This is a genomic window from Kordia sp., assembly GCF_965283645.1.
Classification (GTDB): Bacteria; Bacteroidota; Bacteroidia; order Flavobacteriales; family Flavobacteriaceae; genus Kordia.
Genome location: NZ_CBDIPG010000001.1, coordinates 3,715,724 through 3,731,208, shown reverse-complemented (window position 1 = coordinate 3,731,208; position 15,485 = coordinate 3,715,724). Strand labels below are relative to the sequence as shown.

General features: G+C 34.2%; 14 protein-coding genes. 5 read left to right on the top strand and 9 right to left on the bottom strand.

The genetic code is table 11. From position 1 onward, the window contains the following. Position 1: 1 nt before the first annotated feature. The 8 genes from bioA to atpD all read right to left on the bottom strand — a co-directional run bounded on the left by bioA (position 2) and on the right by atpD (position 6,895). Positions 2-1,267 carry an adenosylmethionine--8-amino-7-oxononanoate transaminase gene (gene bioA / locus ACQ654_RS16400; RefSeq protein WP_430411430.1) on the bottom strand — a complete coding sequence of 422 codons (1,266 nt, stop codon included), beginning with the start codon at positions 1,265-1,267 and terminating at the stop codon, positions 2-4. After that, positions 1,264-1,878, bottom strand: a complete 615-nt coding sequence (bioD, locus tag ACQ654_RS16395; RefSeq protein ID WP_430411429.1) for a dethiobiotin synthase — start codon at positions 1,876-1,878, stop codon at positions 1,264-1,266. Before bioD ends, bioA begins: the two co-directional genes overlap by 4 nt. Beyond that, positions 1,878-2,267, bottom strand: a complete 390-nt coding sequence (locus tag ACQ654_RS16390; protein WP_430411428.1) for a DUF2007 domain-containing protein — start codon at positions 2,265-2,267, stop codon at positions 1,878-1,880. Before ACQ654_RS16390 ends, bioD begins: the two co-directional genes overlap by 1 nt. A 15-nt stretch (positions 2,268-2,282) precedes the next feature. Next, complete coding sequence (locus ACQ654_RS16385; RefSeq protein WP_430411427.1) at positions 2,283-3,419, bottom strand: aminotransferase class I/II-fold pyridoxal phosphate-dependent enzyme; 1,137 nt, start codon at positions 3,417-3,419, stop codon at positions 2,283-2,285. Beyond that, complete coding sequence (locus tag ACQ654_RS16380) at positions 3,416-3,919, bottom strand: hypothetical protein (RefSeq protein WP_430411426.1); 504 nt, start codon at positions 3,917-3,919, stop codon at positions 3,416-3,418. Before ACQ654_RS16380 ends, ACQ654_RS16385 begins: the two co-directional genes overlap by 4 nt. A gap of 57 nt (positions 3,920-3,976) precedes the next feature. Further along, positions 3,977-4,612, bottom strand: coding sequence for a SanA/YdcF family protein (locus ACQ654_RS16375; protein WP_430411425.1), 636 nt, complete (start codon positions 4,610-4,612; stop codon positions 3,977-3,979). A gap of 373 nt (positions 4,613-4,985) precedes the next feature. Continuing rightward, a complete protein-coding gene (locus ACQ654_RS16370) occupies positions 4,986-5,279 on the bottom strand; it encodes a FoF1 ATP synthase subunit delta/epsilon (protein WP_430411424.1) in 294 nt (97 codons plus the stop codon). 107 nt (positions 5,280-5,386) lie between these two features. Next, the gene (atpD, locus tag ACQ654_RS16365; protein WP_430411423.1) at positions 5,387-6,895 is read right to left on the bottom strand and encodes a F0F1 ATP synthase subunit beta; all 1,509 of its coding nucleotides are present in this window, start codon (positions 6,893-6,895) and stop codon (positions 5,387-5,389) included. Between the two features lie 378 nt (positions 6,896-7,273). On the opposite strand from atpD, the gene ACQ654_RS16360 reads away from it, so the two are divergent. The 5 genes from ACQ654_RS16360 (at position 7,274) to ACQ654_RS16340 (ending at position 12,543) form a co-directional block, all read left to right on the top strand. Further along, complete coding sequence (locus ACQ654_RS16360) at positions 7,274-7,843, top strand: RNA polymerase sigma factor (protein WP_430411422.1); 570 nt, start codon at positions 7,274-7,276, stop codon at positions 7,841-7,843. Between the two features lie 2 nt (positions 7,844-7,845). After that, positions 7,846-8,634, top strand: coding sequence for a hypothetical protein (locus ACQ654_RS16355; protein ID WP_430411421.1), 789 nt, complete (start codon positions 7,846-7,848; stop codon positions 8,632-8,634). Continuing rightward, positions 8,635-11,751: a CHAT domain-containing protein gene (locus ACQ654_RS16350; protein ID WP_430411420.1), complete on the top strand. Its 3,117-nt coding sequence runs from the start codon at positions 8,635-8,637 to the stop codon at positions 11,749-11,751. 357 nt (positions 11,752-12,108) lie between these two features. Further along, positions 12,109-12,291: a hypothetical protein gene (locus tag ACQ654_RS16345; RefSeq protein ID WP_430411419.1), complete on the top strand. Its 183-nt coding sequence runs from the start codon at positions 12,109-12,111 to the stop codon at positions 12,289-12,291. 66 nt (positions 12,292-12,357) lie between these two features. Further along, positions 12,358-12,543, top strand: coding sequence for a hypothetical protein (locus ACQ654_RS16340; protein ID WP_430411418.1), 186 nt, complete (start codon positions 12,358-12,360; stop codon positions 12,541-12,543). Positions 12,544-12,633: 90 nt separating this feature from the next. Here ACQ654_RS16340 and ACQ654_RS16335 read toward each other — a convergent pair whose 3' ends face one another. Continuing rightward, a complete protein-coding gene (locus ACQ654_RS16335; protein WP_430411416.1) occupies positions 12,634-15,477 on the bottom strand; it encodes a TonB-dependent receptor in 2,844 nt (947 codons plus the stop codon). Between the last annotated feature and the right edge of the window lie 8 nt (positions 15,478-15,485).

The window sequence follows — 15,485 nt, the reverse complement described above, 5'->3', positions numbered from 1 at the left end:
TTTAAAGTTCATCCAATGTTTCTCTTATGGAAGTATAAATTTGTTTCAATTGCGCGTCTGTGGTAATGTAAGGTGCTAATATGTAAATGGTATTTCCCAACGGACGCAAACAAACACCTTTGCTCATAAAAGAGTTAAATAGTTTGTCACGTAAGTTTCCGTAACGTTCCATTTGTATGTTTAAATCCAATGCGAAAATTTGCCCAAGTTGTCGTGTTGAACCTACTTTCGGATGTTTTTTTATTTCTTGATCAAACACTTGGTGTGAAGCTTCAATTCGTTTCATGTTGTTTTGAATAGCTTCCGATAGCAACAAGTCAATTCCCGCTATAGCGGCACTACACGCCACAGGATTTCCAGAATAGGTATGTCCGTGAAAGAAGCCTTTTTTCATATCATCGGCATAAAAAGCATTGTATATTTTTTGACTGCAACTCGTAATTGCCATTGGCACCATTCCGGCAGCTAACGCCTTGGATAAGCAAATAATATCTGGTTTGGTTTCTATGTATTCTGAAGCAAAATTTTTGCCCGTTTTCCCAAAACCTGTCATTACTTCGTCTGCAATGGTAACAACATTATGTACTTGTGCAATTTTTAGAATTTCATTAATATACTCAGCTTCGTGCATTTGCATTGCAGCGGCTCCTTGCACTAAGGGTTCATATACAAATCCGGCAACTTTATGTTCGGTAATCAATTTTGTAAAAAGCGCTTTTACTTCTTCAATGTTTTCAGCATTCGGAACAGGAATTCGAGCGACATCAATAAAAAATTCTTCAAACGGTCCGTTGTACACAGATAATCCAGAAACTGACATTGCGCCAAAGGTATCCCCATGAAAACCATTTTCTAAAGCAATAATTTTTGTGCGTTTTTCATTTTGATTGAAATGATATTGCAACGCCATTTTAATTCCGACATCAATTGCTGTAGAACCATTGTCTGAAAAGAATAGTTTTTCTTGATTTTCAGGTAAAATGTCGATGAGTTTTTCCGAGAGTTCAACTGCTGGTTCATGGGTAAATCCTGTAAAGACCACATGATCTAACGTTTGCATTTGTTGTTGCACTTTTTCAATGATATATGCATTACAATGTCCGTACATGCAAGTGTACCAAGAAGCAATTCCATCAATGTATTCGTTTCCGTTTTCGTCGTATAATACAGCGCCTTTTGCTTTTGTAATGGCGATATGATTTGGATGCGATTTGTGTTGCGTTAGCGGATGCCAAAGGTGTTTTTTATCTCTTTCTTGTAAACTCATGCTAGTTTTTCTTTGAATGATTCCGCGTATTCGCGAATGACATTTTGATCAAAATAAGGTTCTTCTTCAATGCGTCCAATGACAGGAACATTGGTCGTTTTTTTGATGATAGCTTCTGTGGTTGGATGCTCGTTTCCACTAAAAATAATCGAAACTTTAAATCCTTTTTCTTTGAGTAAATTTACGGTTAATAATGTATGATTGATACTTCCCAAATAGTGTCGCGAAACCACAATTACATGATATTCAGGCTTTATAATATCTAAAATTGTTTGTTCATTGTTTACAGGCACTAAAATTCCGCCAGCACCTTCTATAACAAGGTGACGCTTCGTTTTTGGTTCTTTAATTTCGTTGATATTAATTGTTACATTGTCTATTGCTGCGGAAGCGTGCGGACTCATTGGCGTATTGAGCGCATAACTATTTTTATGAATTTTCGTTTTTGAGTTAGCAATATATCGTTCAATTTTATGACTGTCCGAATTGTCCAAATCACCAGCTTGTATCGGTTTCCAGTAATCGGCTTCTAACGCTTCAACTAAGATTGCCGAAGCAACTGTTTTTCCTACTTCTGTAGAAATTCCTGTGACAAATATTTTTTGTTGCATTAGTTTTGTTTAGGTTTAAATATTTCTCCACAATCGCCACACAAATATCGTGTTGGTTCGAAAAATGGAAATAGTAGATAGAGGAATTTTTTTAGTGGTGGCGCAATTAAAACTCTATTTTCTTTGCAGTTTGGACATGTGAGTCTATTTCCTTGCCTGTCAACTTCATACTCACGGAGTTCATTATACAAAGCCATTGCTTCCTCTTTGTCTTTGATATGCACTTGCAATTTTACACCACCAATTGCATGACTGATTAACGGATCGGCATCCAGCGTGTGTTCATCTTTTAGAAAAACCTCAATACCTTGCGACATGAATTTCCCCTTCATTACTTGCGCTTCTGCCGTGTAATCAAAAGCCGCTATTGTGTAAAAACTGTTCTCCATAGTATTAGTATTGTTTTAATGTACACTTGTGAGTGTGTTGATCATTTCTTCAATTTCTTCTGTTGAGTTGTACGCATGCAAACAAAACCGCAAACGCTCTTTTCCTTCTGGAATTGTGGGCGACACTATTGGTTTTACATCAAATCCTTTTGATTGCAATTGCGTCGCTGCTTTTTTTACGTTTTTATTTCCTGATATAATGTAACAATGAATTGCTGAATTGCTGGGTATAAATTTTAATTGCTGTGTTGCTTGCTTGAATGTAGCAATTGTATCTTTTAACTGCTTTGTAGCGATTGTTTCTGCGAGTTCATTATACGCAATTTTGATGGTTGCAACAGCATGTGGCGATAATCCTGTGGTGTACACAAAGCTTCTTGCAAAGTTAACTAGGTATGTTCTTAATTCGTTACTTCCTAAAATTACAGCTCCATGACAACCTAATGCTTTTCCAAACGTGTATATTCTGGCAAAGACTTCTTGTTCTACACCTAATTTTTGCAATAAGCCTTCTCCATGAGTTCCAAAAACACCTAATGCATGTGCCTCATCTACAACGAGATAATAATTATTTTTGTTACAAAATGTTATCAATTCTTGTAAGTTTGGCGAATCTCCATCCATGGAAAATACAGATTCTGTAACAATGTATATGTCCTGATTTAACGTACTAAGTTTTTGTGAACTATTGTTTATTTTTTTTGCTAAATCGTCTAAATCATTGTGTTTGAATTTGTATGATTTGGCATTGCTCATGTTGATTCCATCACGAATGGACGCGTGAATGTATTCATCATAAAAGATTGCGTCTCCACGTTGTGGAACTGACGAAAAGAAGCCAATATTTGCGTCGTATCCAGAATTGAATAGTAACGCTGCTTCACTGTTGTGAAATGTACATATGTGCGCTTCTACTTCTTCGTATAGTTTAGAGTTTCCCGAAAGTAAACGTGAACCTGTTGCGCCGTTTTGTTGTAGATTTCGATCAACTAAGAATTGATGCGTTTTGTTGAAAATTGTTTCAGATTTGGCAAAACCTAGGTAATCGTTTGAAGAAAAGTCGATTGTCTTTTTTTCAGTTGAAAGCCTTCGCAACGTATTTTTTTGAGTTCGTTCTTGAAGTTTCGCTTGTAGTTTTTTGGGCGTTTTCATAGTTCAACCCATTTTGAATCGTTGGCAACTGTAGCGTCTAATAAGTCTATTCGTAAAGATGTGGCTAGTTGTTTGCCCGTTTCCATTGCTTCTTGCTCATCAAACATGTGATATATTTTGAAATGTTTGTTTCCAACATACCATAAGTTGATTTCGAAAACACCTTCTTCTTTTTGAAATACAGAAATGTATTCAAGCTCTGGTAATGGATTCCATTTTCCAAGTTTGAACCACAAAAATGAACGTTCATGCTTAAACAAATTGTTTTTGAAATCGAAATAGTAGGCTTGAATTACAGAATAGTAAAAAGCGGCAAATAGTGCCAAAGATCCTAGTTGTAGGTAATCCATTTGCCGTATTACATATTTTCTATCGAAAGAAAATTCTAACCCAAAAAAGAAAAGCAAAATACAACCAATTACAACAGTATATAGGAATGCGGCTATACTATTATGCCAAAGTGATCTTTTTCCTTGTGATATGATGACTTCATCTTTCATGGTATAAAAATACTGATTATCTGCGGAAATTTTTTAGGAATTGTAATTGATCTGGTATTATTTCGGAATTGTGATTTTATCACCCAAAAATTTAGGTTGTTTCCCGATAACTAAATCAAGACACATAGCAACTCGCGCAAGCATTTCTCTAACTTTTATTTTGAAACCACTTCTACCACCAACATTTTTTGCATTGAATCCTACCGCGTTGATTCCTTTGGCTTTTGCAATAGCAATGGCGCGTTCATTATGAAATTGTTGCGAAATGATCGTAATGTTTTCTTGCTGAAATATTTCTTTGCTTCTAACTACAGAATCTAATGTTCTGAAGCCTGCGTAGTCTAAAATAATTTGTGATTCAGGAATTCCTGCGGCTACTAAATCTTCTTTGAATGTTGTTGGTTCATCATAGGCTTTACTTCCGTTATCACCACTTACTAAAATGTAGCGAACTTTTTTAGCTTTATATAATTTGACAGCCGCGTTGATTCTGTATGTATAGAATAGATTGACATTTCCGTTGCTTAAATATTTTCCAGTTCCTAAGAGCAAACCAACTTTATGTACAGGAATGTCAGCCGTTGTGTTGAACGTTTTACCTTTGGCACTAATTTCTACATATGCGTTACAACAAATGATTCCAACTAGTGTAATAATCAGTAGTAATCCAATTCGTTTTGACCATTTTTTCATAAAGTTTAATCTTAACATTTAGTTCCTTTGATAGGAATCAGAGATTTTACATGTAAATATTTCGCTTTAAAACTAAAATAAGGAGAAATTTATTTAGATGTAACTTTTCAAGAATATTAAATTAAAGAAAGTTGTCTAAAAAGTTATCATTGCAAATGGAATGAAGCAATTTGTAAAGTTTAAATTATTGATTTACAGATTATTTCGGAATTATAAATTTCTCGTAATGATATTGTTATTGGCTTTTCGGCGAAATTAGTTCAACCTACAATTTTGAGTTCGCTTGAAGACTTCTCAAAAATTGAGTTTTATAAAAAAAGCACCAAACTTGATAGTTTGATGCTTTTGTATGTTTTGACTTGAAATTAGAAAATTAATCTGCAAGTACAATTACTCTGTTGTCTTTCATTTCAATAGTTCCAGAGCTGATGTTTATCGTTAGGATTTTATCATCATCATAGTGAGGAACTATACGTCCGTGTAAATCATCTAATTCTAAATGACTTTGCGTGTGCGTATGAATTTTAACGATTCCTTCTTTTAATAGTGATACTATTGGTGCGTGACCGTTTAGCATCTGAAATTCTCCATTAATTCCTGGAACTGCTACAGAATCTACTTCTGAACTAAATAAAGTCGCTTCTGGTGATACTATTTCTAAATACATAGTTAAACTTGTTTAACTACCCTGAATTTATTTCAGGGTCTTTTTAATGTTTATTCTGGCTTCAATTTAAGAGATGCTGAAATTAAATGCAGCATTGCTTCTTCGACTTAAGCTTCCGCTTGCATTTTCTCTCCAGCTTCAATCGCTTCTTCGATTGTTCCTTTTAAGTTAAAAGCAGCTTCTGGTAAGTGATCTAATTCTCCATCCATAATCATGTTGAATCCTTTGATCGTTTCCTTAATGTCTACTAATACACCTTTAAGACCTGTAAATTGCTCTGCTACGTGGAAAGGCTGTGATAAGAAACGTTGTACACGTCTTGCTCTACCTACTGCCATTTTATCTTCTTCAGATAATTCTTCCATACCTAAAATTGCAATAATATCTTGTAATTCTTTGTAACGTTGTAGTAACTCTTTTACACGTTGTGCACAATCATAGTGCTCATCTCCTAAGATTTCTGCTGTTAAGATTCTTGATGTAGAATCTAATGGATCTACCGCTGGGTAAATACCAAGTTCAGCAATTTTACGAGATAATACTGTTGTTGCATCTAAATGCGCAAACGTTGTTGCTGGTGCTGGATCCGTTAAATCATCCGCAGGTACGTAAACCGCTTGTACAGATGTAATTGATCCTTTTTTAGTGGAAGTAATACGTTCCTGCATTGCACCCATTTCAGTTGCTAATGTTGGTTGGTATCCTACCGCTGATGGCATACGTCCAAGAAGTGCTGATACTTCAGAACCTGCTTGTGTAAAACGGAAGATGTTATCAACGAAGAAAAGTACATCTTTCCCTTGTCCGTCTCCTGCTCCATCACGGAAATATTCTGCAATTGTTAATCCTGATAAGGCAACACGTGCACGTGCTCCAGGAGGCTCATTCATTTGTCCGAAAACGAATGTCGCTTTCGATTCTTTCATGATGTCTTTATCTACTTTAGATAAATCCCATCCACCTTCTTCCATTGAGTGCATAAAATCATCACCATACTTGATAATTCCTGATTCTAACATCTCACGTAAAAGGTCATTTCCTTCACGCGTTCTTTCTCCTACTCCTGCGAATACTGAAAGTCCACCGTGACCTTTTGCGATATTATTAATTAACTCCTGAATCAATACTGTTTTACCTACTCCGGCACCACCAAATAATCCAATTTTACCACCTTTTGCATACGGCTCAATTAAATCAATTACTTTAATACCAGTAAATAAAACTTCTGTAGAAGTTGATAAGTCTTCAAATTTTGGTGCTTGTCTGTGGATAGATAATCCATCATCACCTGTTTTTGGTAATTCTCCTAATCCATCGATTGCATCTCCGATAACGTTAAATAATCGACCGTATACATCGTCGCCAATAGGCATTTTGATTGGATTTCCAGTAGTAGCAACGTCTGTTCCTCTACTTAAACCATCTGTTGAATCCATAGAAATTGTACGAACAGTATTCTCACCAATATGTGATTGTACTTCAAGTACTAATTTTGTACCATCTGCTTTCGCTATTTCTAATGAATCGTAAATTCTTGGAAGTTCGTTCCCAGCGCTGAATTCTACATCAACAACAGGACCTATAATTTGTGCAACTTTACCTGTAACTTTTGACATTACTTAAGTGTTTAATGTTTAGGTTATTAAATACTGAAAAATGGATTCCATATTTTATGCTAAAACATGACCTTTTTTCGCGGTGCAAAGATATATTTTATTAATTAAAATAAGTAGTCTTTTCACTATGTTTTTTTATTATTCTGAAAAATCCTTTGTTTCTGAACCTATTTATTGACGTCACAAGTGGTTCATAATTTCCAAAATGATTTTTATTTGGCATCTTCTCAACACAACATCTGCAAATTTATTTCTATATTTCAAGCATCAAAATTGTGATTCAACACAACAAATTATTAGTATTTCCCCCAACTTATTTGATTCTAACATTTTTAATGCAACGTTATATTTATATGTATACATGCGTGTAGTTACGATATGATGAATGAACCAATTATTTTTTTAAAAAGACTTTCAGAGGGAAAACAAGACGATATTATTTTACTATATCAAGAAGTTTTTCCTAAGATTGAGCGTTTTGTGCTAAGCAATAATGGTCGTGTTGGTGACGCCGATGATATTTTTCAGAAAGCATTGTTGCAACTTATTGTTCGGTACAGAAAAGAAGCTTTTGAGATTACGGGTTCTTTTGAATATTATTTTTTTAGTGTGTGTAAAAATTTATGGCGCCGCGAGTTGAATGCTTCCAAGTTAACTACAAACGATCTTGACGTTATTGAAAATTTAAGCGACGACAATACGCAAACAGCTTTTGCCATTGTTGAACAAGAACGGTATGATTTGTTTACAGAAAAATTAGCATCACTTTCTGATAATTGCAAACAGTTGTTGACATTATTTTTTGCAAAGACACCATATAATAACATTCTACAAAAATTTGGCTATACTTCTGAAAATGTAGTGAGACAACGTATTTTTAAGTGCAAGAAACGTTTGATTGAATTGATTCAAAAAGATAGCCGCTATACTAATTTAAAAGATTTATGAAGATGGAAGACGATATATTGATTGAACATTTTTTACGAAATACACTTTCCAAAGAAGAACATATTTCTTTTGTGGCAAGAATGGAATCAGATATTTCTTTTAAAGAACAAGTAGTTTTAGAAGAACAACTGTTAGCGTATTTGGGCGAAACCTATTGGAGTTTTGCTACAAATGATTCACACGCTCGAGTAGAAGCTTATAAAAAGATACTTGAAAGTTCTCAAACAAAAGAATTGAAAGAAAACATTACAATCGCTATTACACAATATAAAGAAAAGCAAACAGCAATACAGAAATCAAATCGTAGGTTTACTTTGAAATTTATCACACGTATTGCGGCATTGTTGGTGGTTTTCTGTTCAATAGTTTGGTATTTTTCTAAAGATGATCACATTGATTATGCAAGCTTAACAGAAAATGCATGGCGTAAAAATGTTGGTTTGGATTTTACGTTGCGAAGCAATCCGTCAGACGCAATTAAAATGTCTTTGGAAAAAGCACTACACTTTTACACATATAAAAAGTATGATAGCATTTTAATTGTTCTTGAAAAGTATAACATGTCAACCAAACAGTATAAAGATGTGTTGCTCATGCGCGCTTTAGCAAGGTATAAATTGAACCAAACTGAAACTGCATTTTCCACATTAGATAGTCTTCAAACTTATGCGCCAGATATTTCAAATTGGTATAAAGGTTTGATGTATTTAGACCAAAATAATCATGAAAAAGCTTCCTTATACATAAAGATACCTTCTGAATCTGATGAAGAAATTAAATTTAAAAAATAAATGAAGAACGTCATCTATTTCATCTGTATATTCTTTGTTATAACAACACATGCGCAACAAAAAGATTCAATTGCAACAAGTTTTTTAGCAAACGGAAAAGAGTTGTTGTTTTACGGAACCTATGACGAAGCCACATTGTCGTTTCAGGAAGCACTAAAGCTCTCAAAAAACACGCTTAACAATGTTACCATAGCAGCTTCTTACAATGCTCTTTCGCAAGCATGCAATTACAAATCACTAGTAAAAGAAGCGTTTCAATATGCAGAAAAAGCATTGTATTTTAGTAGAAAAGCAGGAGAATTAGGAAAACGAGAAGAAGCAAACGCATTGGATAATATTGGGCAATTGATAGGAAAAATTGGCAATCCGAAGCTTTCACTTACAAATCATACAAATGCATTACAAATTCGTTTGGATTATTTTGAAGATGAAAAACTTCTCCTAGCCGAATCATATTTCAACCTTGGTGTTGCTTTTCATAGAAATAGACAGTTTGAAAAAGCCTTAGAAAAATTAGCTGCTGCTTTATCAATAGATGCAAAAGAAACTCCACAACGCACTATTCTACATGCCAATATTTACGAAACAAAAGGTTTTATACACTATGATTTGGGTAAATATGACGCCGCACTTGCCTTTTTTGAAAAAACAGCGCAGTTAGCACAAAACGTATATAAAAACAATCATCCATATTTTGGAAAAGTGTACAATAATTTCGGATTAATTTACTCCGTTAAAGAAGAATTTAACGAAAGTTTGGAGTATTACAACAAAGCACTAAGCGTCAGTATTCACAATTACGGAGTTGACAATCATGCCGAGCAAGTGCGCATTCATTTCAATATTGGCACTATTTACCAACGAAAAGGTTTGAAAGAAAAAGCGTTGTTTCACACTAAAAAAACCTTGGATTTAGGAACTAAATTTTATGGCGCCAATCATCCAAAAATGTTTTTTCCGTACAGTCAACTCGGAACTATTTATGGTGATGAAAAAGGCATTCCGTATCTTAAAAAAGCATTGAATATTGCCTTGAGCGCACCAAAAGTAAACTATGTAATGGTGTCGTATCTGTATGAATATCTTTCACAGGTGTATTACACTATTAAAAACTACGAAGAAGCACTTGTATACAATGAAAAGTCATTGGAAATTAGACGGAAAATTCATGGTGAGAAAAACATACATACAATTCGTAATTATAATAATATTGCGAAAATTCATGCCGCCATGAAGAATTTTGACAAAGCTTTATTGTTTAATGAAAAAGCGTATGAAAATAATTTTTCCTCTAATATACACATGAAAACGCGTTTTCCATATGCAAATCATGTAGATCCTACTTTATTACTCGAAACCATTAAAACAAAAGGAGAAATACACTTATTATTGTTTGAAGAAACACAGAAAAAGGAATATTTAGCAAAAAGCAATCTGTTTTTTAAAGAAGCTGTTTCTTTTATCAACTTGGTTCGAAACTCAAAACAAAATCATCAAGATAAGATTACGTTTTCCGAAACTGTAAAAACTGTGTATGCTAAAAATATACAAACAACTTTAATGCTTCATGAATTGGACACAACCAATGTTTCGTTAGTCGCAACTTTTTATGCTTCCGAAAAAAGCAAAGCATATGTTTTAAGAGAATTATTGAAGAAAGCTGAAGCAAAACGTAACACCAATCTTCACACAGCTATTTTGACATTAGAGAAGAATATTAATGATGAACTTGCCGATTTGCAATCTAAAATTTTGATGAAATCCACTAAAAAGGAAACAGATACTGCAAACTTGTACACTTTGGAAGGCAAATTTTTTGATGTTCAGAAACGAAAAGATTCGCTAGAAAAAAGTATTGAAATTCAGTTTCCAAAGTATTATAAAATGAAGTATGAAGATACTGTCATTGAACTTGCAACACTTCAAGAAAAACTAACGGACAGCACAACGCTTTTAGAATTTTTTAAAGATCAGAATACCGTGTATGCTTTTATCATTTCGAAACATACATTTCATGTAGAAAAATTACAGATTGATGATGTAGACGAACGTATTATAGCATTTAACACGAGTATTGTTGCAAAAGATAATGCTACGTATACAGAAAACGCGTTGTATTTGTATGAACAATTATTGGTTCCGATTAAAGATCGTTTTGTGGGTAATGAATTGATTATTATTCCAGATGAATCGCTTTGGCATTTACAGTTCGATTTACTGTTGACAACAACTTCTAAAAACAATGAAAATCCTTCATATTTATTGTATGAGTATGCTATAAGTTATGCTAATGCCGCAAGTTTATTATTTGAAAAAAACGAAAAGAAAGACAGTACTTTACAAAGCGATTGCCTTGCGTTTTCATATACAAGCAAAGACAGTATTCACGAAAATACTTCAGCAGCAATGTTGTCAGATGTACGAAACTCTAAGATCGATTTGCCTGGAACGCGCAAAGAAATTAACGCAATTTCTAAGATTTTAGAAGGTTCTTATTTTTATGGAACGAGCGCCAATGAGATGAATTTTAAGCAAAATGCAGACAAGTTTAAGATTATACATTTGGCACTTCACGGAGATATTGACAATCAAAATTCGGATAATTTGAAGATTTATTTTTCTAAAGGAAGCACGAATGAAGACGATCAATTGTTTGGACATGAAGTGTACAATTTACATATTCCTGCTAGTTTGGTCGTTTTGAGCGCGTGTAATACTGGAAATGGCAAGATTAATAAAGCGGAAGGAATTCAGAGTTTAGGAAACGCATTTCAGTATGCAGGCGCTAAAAGTTTACTATTGAGCAGATGGGAAATTTCAGATAAAACAACACCTGAGTTTATGGGTTATTTTTATACACATATCAAAGCAGGATTGCCAAAACACAAAGCGTTACAACAAGCAAAAATTGATTTTCTACACCATTCCAATTATTTTACGAGTGCGCCTTTTTATTGGGGAAGTTTTTATGTGTTAGGAGAAACTAGCCCAATTGTTTTTGAACAACAACATACAACTACATCAATTGTTTTTGTTATAATTGGCGTTCTACTAATTGTATTGATTGTCTATTTTTTTATTCGTAAAAGGAAACAAATTCAAGACTCCAAAAGTTAAAGTTTTAATCTTTTCAAAAAAAAGTCAACAAAACTGGGTAACAAATCTGTTTTTTCGGAACTATAAGATATGGAGATCTTTTGTTTTATACCGAAAAATGGACAAACGCACTGTACACGTACTTTTTTACGCACGTTTTTCTTTCTTTTTAATATAGATATAAAAGATTCACTTCCTAAATATTTCAATACTGAAATACAAAAAACCTATTTCCCTTTTTTCACATTAAAACCGAGTAAAATATCGTTTCCTAGGCAAAACGATGTTTTCAAACAATATTCTTTCGCGAAGAATGGACACACTAGTGAGTGTCATTAAATGTTCACTTTTTAAAGTTAAATTATACAATTTTATATTATGAAAAAAAGAAATCTTAAATCATTAAATTTAAACAAGAAAGCAATCTCAAACTTAGACAATAACGGATTAGTTGGAGGAACAGGTGCTACAAATGTTTTTGTGTGTCCTTCTGCAATTGTAAAACCTATTTGTTTCATAAGAGAAAGTGACCCACGTATTTGCACTATTCCAACAAACTAGTAATAAACATTTACACGAGTGGACAATTTCAGTTCACTTTTAAAGTTAACCTTACAATTTTATATTATGAAAAAAAGAAATCTTAAATCATTAAATTTAAACAAGAAAGCAATCTCAAACTTAGACAATAATGAATTAGTTGGAGGAACAGATATTACAAATATTTTTGTGTGTCCTTCTGCAATTGTAAAACCACATTGTTTCGTAAGAGAATCGTTCATCACTATATGTTTGTGTGGTGGAGGAAATTAATACCATAGAATAAATCTCAATTTGTTTTATATATAAAAAAATAGGCTACCAAATTGGTAGCCTATTTTCATTTTATAAAGTATGTTTTATTTAGTTAATTACCCAAGAGATGAAGTATTGAGAACCTATGGTTCCAACTCCTGGCGCACTTACGTATTCGTGCCCTAAAATGTTTGCCGCTCCTAATTTGAACGTTGACTTTTTGTAACGATAGTTAATTTGAAAATCAACTAATGAACGTGCTGATACTGTTCCGTCAGCAAATGTTGATTCCCATAAGAAAGCATCATTCCATCTCCAGTTGATGTTGAATCCGAAGTTTTTGAAAAGATTTCTGTTTCCAAAAGACGCTTTTACTTTATGCTCTGGCGTGTTGAAGTTTGTTTCAAAATCTGGATCGCTTGCCTGATCAAAATCAAGTTTTGCATACGTATAGTTTACACCAAAATCATAATCGCCAAATACTTTCGTATTTGCACCAATTGCAACACCATACGAATTGATGTCTGCATTTGAGTTAGAATATAACTGGAAAGGCGTAAAGTCACCATTACCTGCCGCAATTAGTGCATTTGGCGTTGGTGCTCCACCTACTGGCGTTAAATCAGTAACATCAGATAAGTTTACATTACCGTAGTTAGGAACAATTACTGTTCTGTTCGCAATGAAATCTTTGTATGCGTTGTAGTATGCACTTACATCTATTGCAATGTTATCAAGTACAATTCCACGGTATCCAACTTCAAAAGCAGATACTTGTTCTGGCTTTACAAATTGCACATTTGCTTGTTGTAGTAATGCTGGATTTGGCGCTCCTGCCGCGGCACTTGCTCCAAACGCTTGAAAAGATGCTAGTGTGAATGAATTGTTGTATGCATCATTTCCTGAAAGTGTAACGGTTCTGTCCAATCCGAATGCTTCTAATCCTGCTGGGAAGTTATTTGTAATTGGTCGTGTTGTGTAACGATCTAAGTTATCAGGAGCCGAACCTACTAAGATTGCGTTTCCAACATCTAAACCAATGTATTGATCTTGTGTTGTTGGATTACGGAAACCTGTTTGGAAAGACGCTCTAAAGTTGTGCTTTTTAGCTTCATCTGGAGAGAATACTAACGATAATCTTGGAGAAACGTTTCCGTCAAAGTTTTGTGCTTTGTCATAACGAATAGATCCTGTGAATTTCATTTTATCTTCCATAAATTTTTTCTGAACTTGTACATATGCACCATATTCGTCATATCTAATTGGTCCGTCATAATCTGTAAAGATGGTTCCTTCAGAGTTTAATACATATTCACGGTATGATCCACCAACTTGAATGTCAGCAAAGTCAATTAAGTGTGAAAAGTTATAGTTTATATCTGAATGATATAGTTTTGTGTTGTCAATAAATTTAGCTCCTGTGAGTAAATCTCCGTCAGCCGTTACTCCATTTAATGCTGCGCGGAATTCTGGTGTGCCTGGCTCAAAACGACCTGTATCTGCTAATCCTCTTGCAAACGCATGTGCAGCATCAGGGTTTCCTGGTGTTACCCCTGGAATTGCTCCTGTGATAGCTCCTAAATATCCTGTAGCATATTCTGTAAACCATTGTTGATCTGATTTCCATCGTCTGTTTACATTGATTGCCGCAAAACGTGTATCATATGAGTTTCCAGCTTTTTCGGCAGTTACATAACCTCTTATAAAGAAGTTATTATTACGAATTTCTAATTTGTGTTGTTGCATAAAGAAATCCTTGATAGAGTATCTGTTTGCTCCTTGGTAGATTGTGTTTCCTCTACCAACTTTAGAATTCCATATAATTGTGAAGTCATCAGCAAAAGGTTTGTAGTGCAATGCTAAATCCATTTTTACACTCTCTGCATCATAATCCATTAAATCACGTTCTTCGTATCCTGTTCTTGATACGTCAGACAACCCAAAAGTTCCTGCTGGTGCACCAGATAATGAATCAAAATTTAGTGTTGTAGAAACCTCATCTCCATAGATATTTAATCCGTTAAAGTTTGGGTCTGTTTGTCTGTTTCCTGCAATGGCATCACCTGTAGCGGCATCATAGTTGGTATAATCTGTTGCAAACCACTCTGTACCATTTAAGAATGAGAACGATGCTTTTATAGCTAATTTATCACTAAATGCATATGCACCTCTTATTCCAAAATCAATAAAATTATTATCACCTGCATTTTCCGAAGAAGTCATTCCTGTTTTTGCATAGAAACTAAGTCCTTGTTTTTCGTATGGATCTTTACTACGCATGAACATTATTCCGTTGAAGGCATTTGCTCCGTATAACGCAGAAGAAGCTCCTGGAAGTAATTCTACTGTTTGCACATCTAGCTCAGACATTCCTAATAAGTTTCCTAAAGCAAAGTTTAAGGCAGGAGAAGAATTGTCCATTCCGTCTACTAATTGCATAAATCGAGTATTAGCAAATGTAGCAAAACCTCTAGTGTTTACAGATTTGAACGTTAAACTGTTTGTATTAACATCTACACCTTTTAAGTTTTCTAAGGCATCATAATAACTTGGAGAAGAAGAGTTTTTAATGGCTCTTGCGTCCATTCTTTCTACTGTTACAGGAGATTCCCGTATTCTTTCTGGTGTTCTAGAGGCTGATAAAACGATTTCGTCTAATTCGGTTCCTTCTTGAAGAACAATTGTTACTTCTTGATTGTTTTTTGTAATTTCTACTGTAGCGGTATCAAACCCAACACTACTTGCTTTAATTTTGAAAGGCAATGGTTGGTTTACGCTTAATTTAAAATTACCATCGAAGTCAGTAACTGTTCCTGTGGAAGTTCCTACTACGACAACATTTACGCCAGGAATAGGAAGGTTACCGCTATCAACAACTTTTCCGCTGACGCTGGTTTGTGCGAACATACCCACACAAACCAACATAGCTAAGATTGATAAAAAGGTTCTCATAAGTCTTT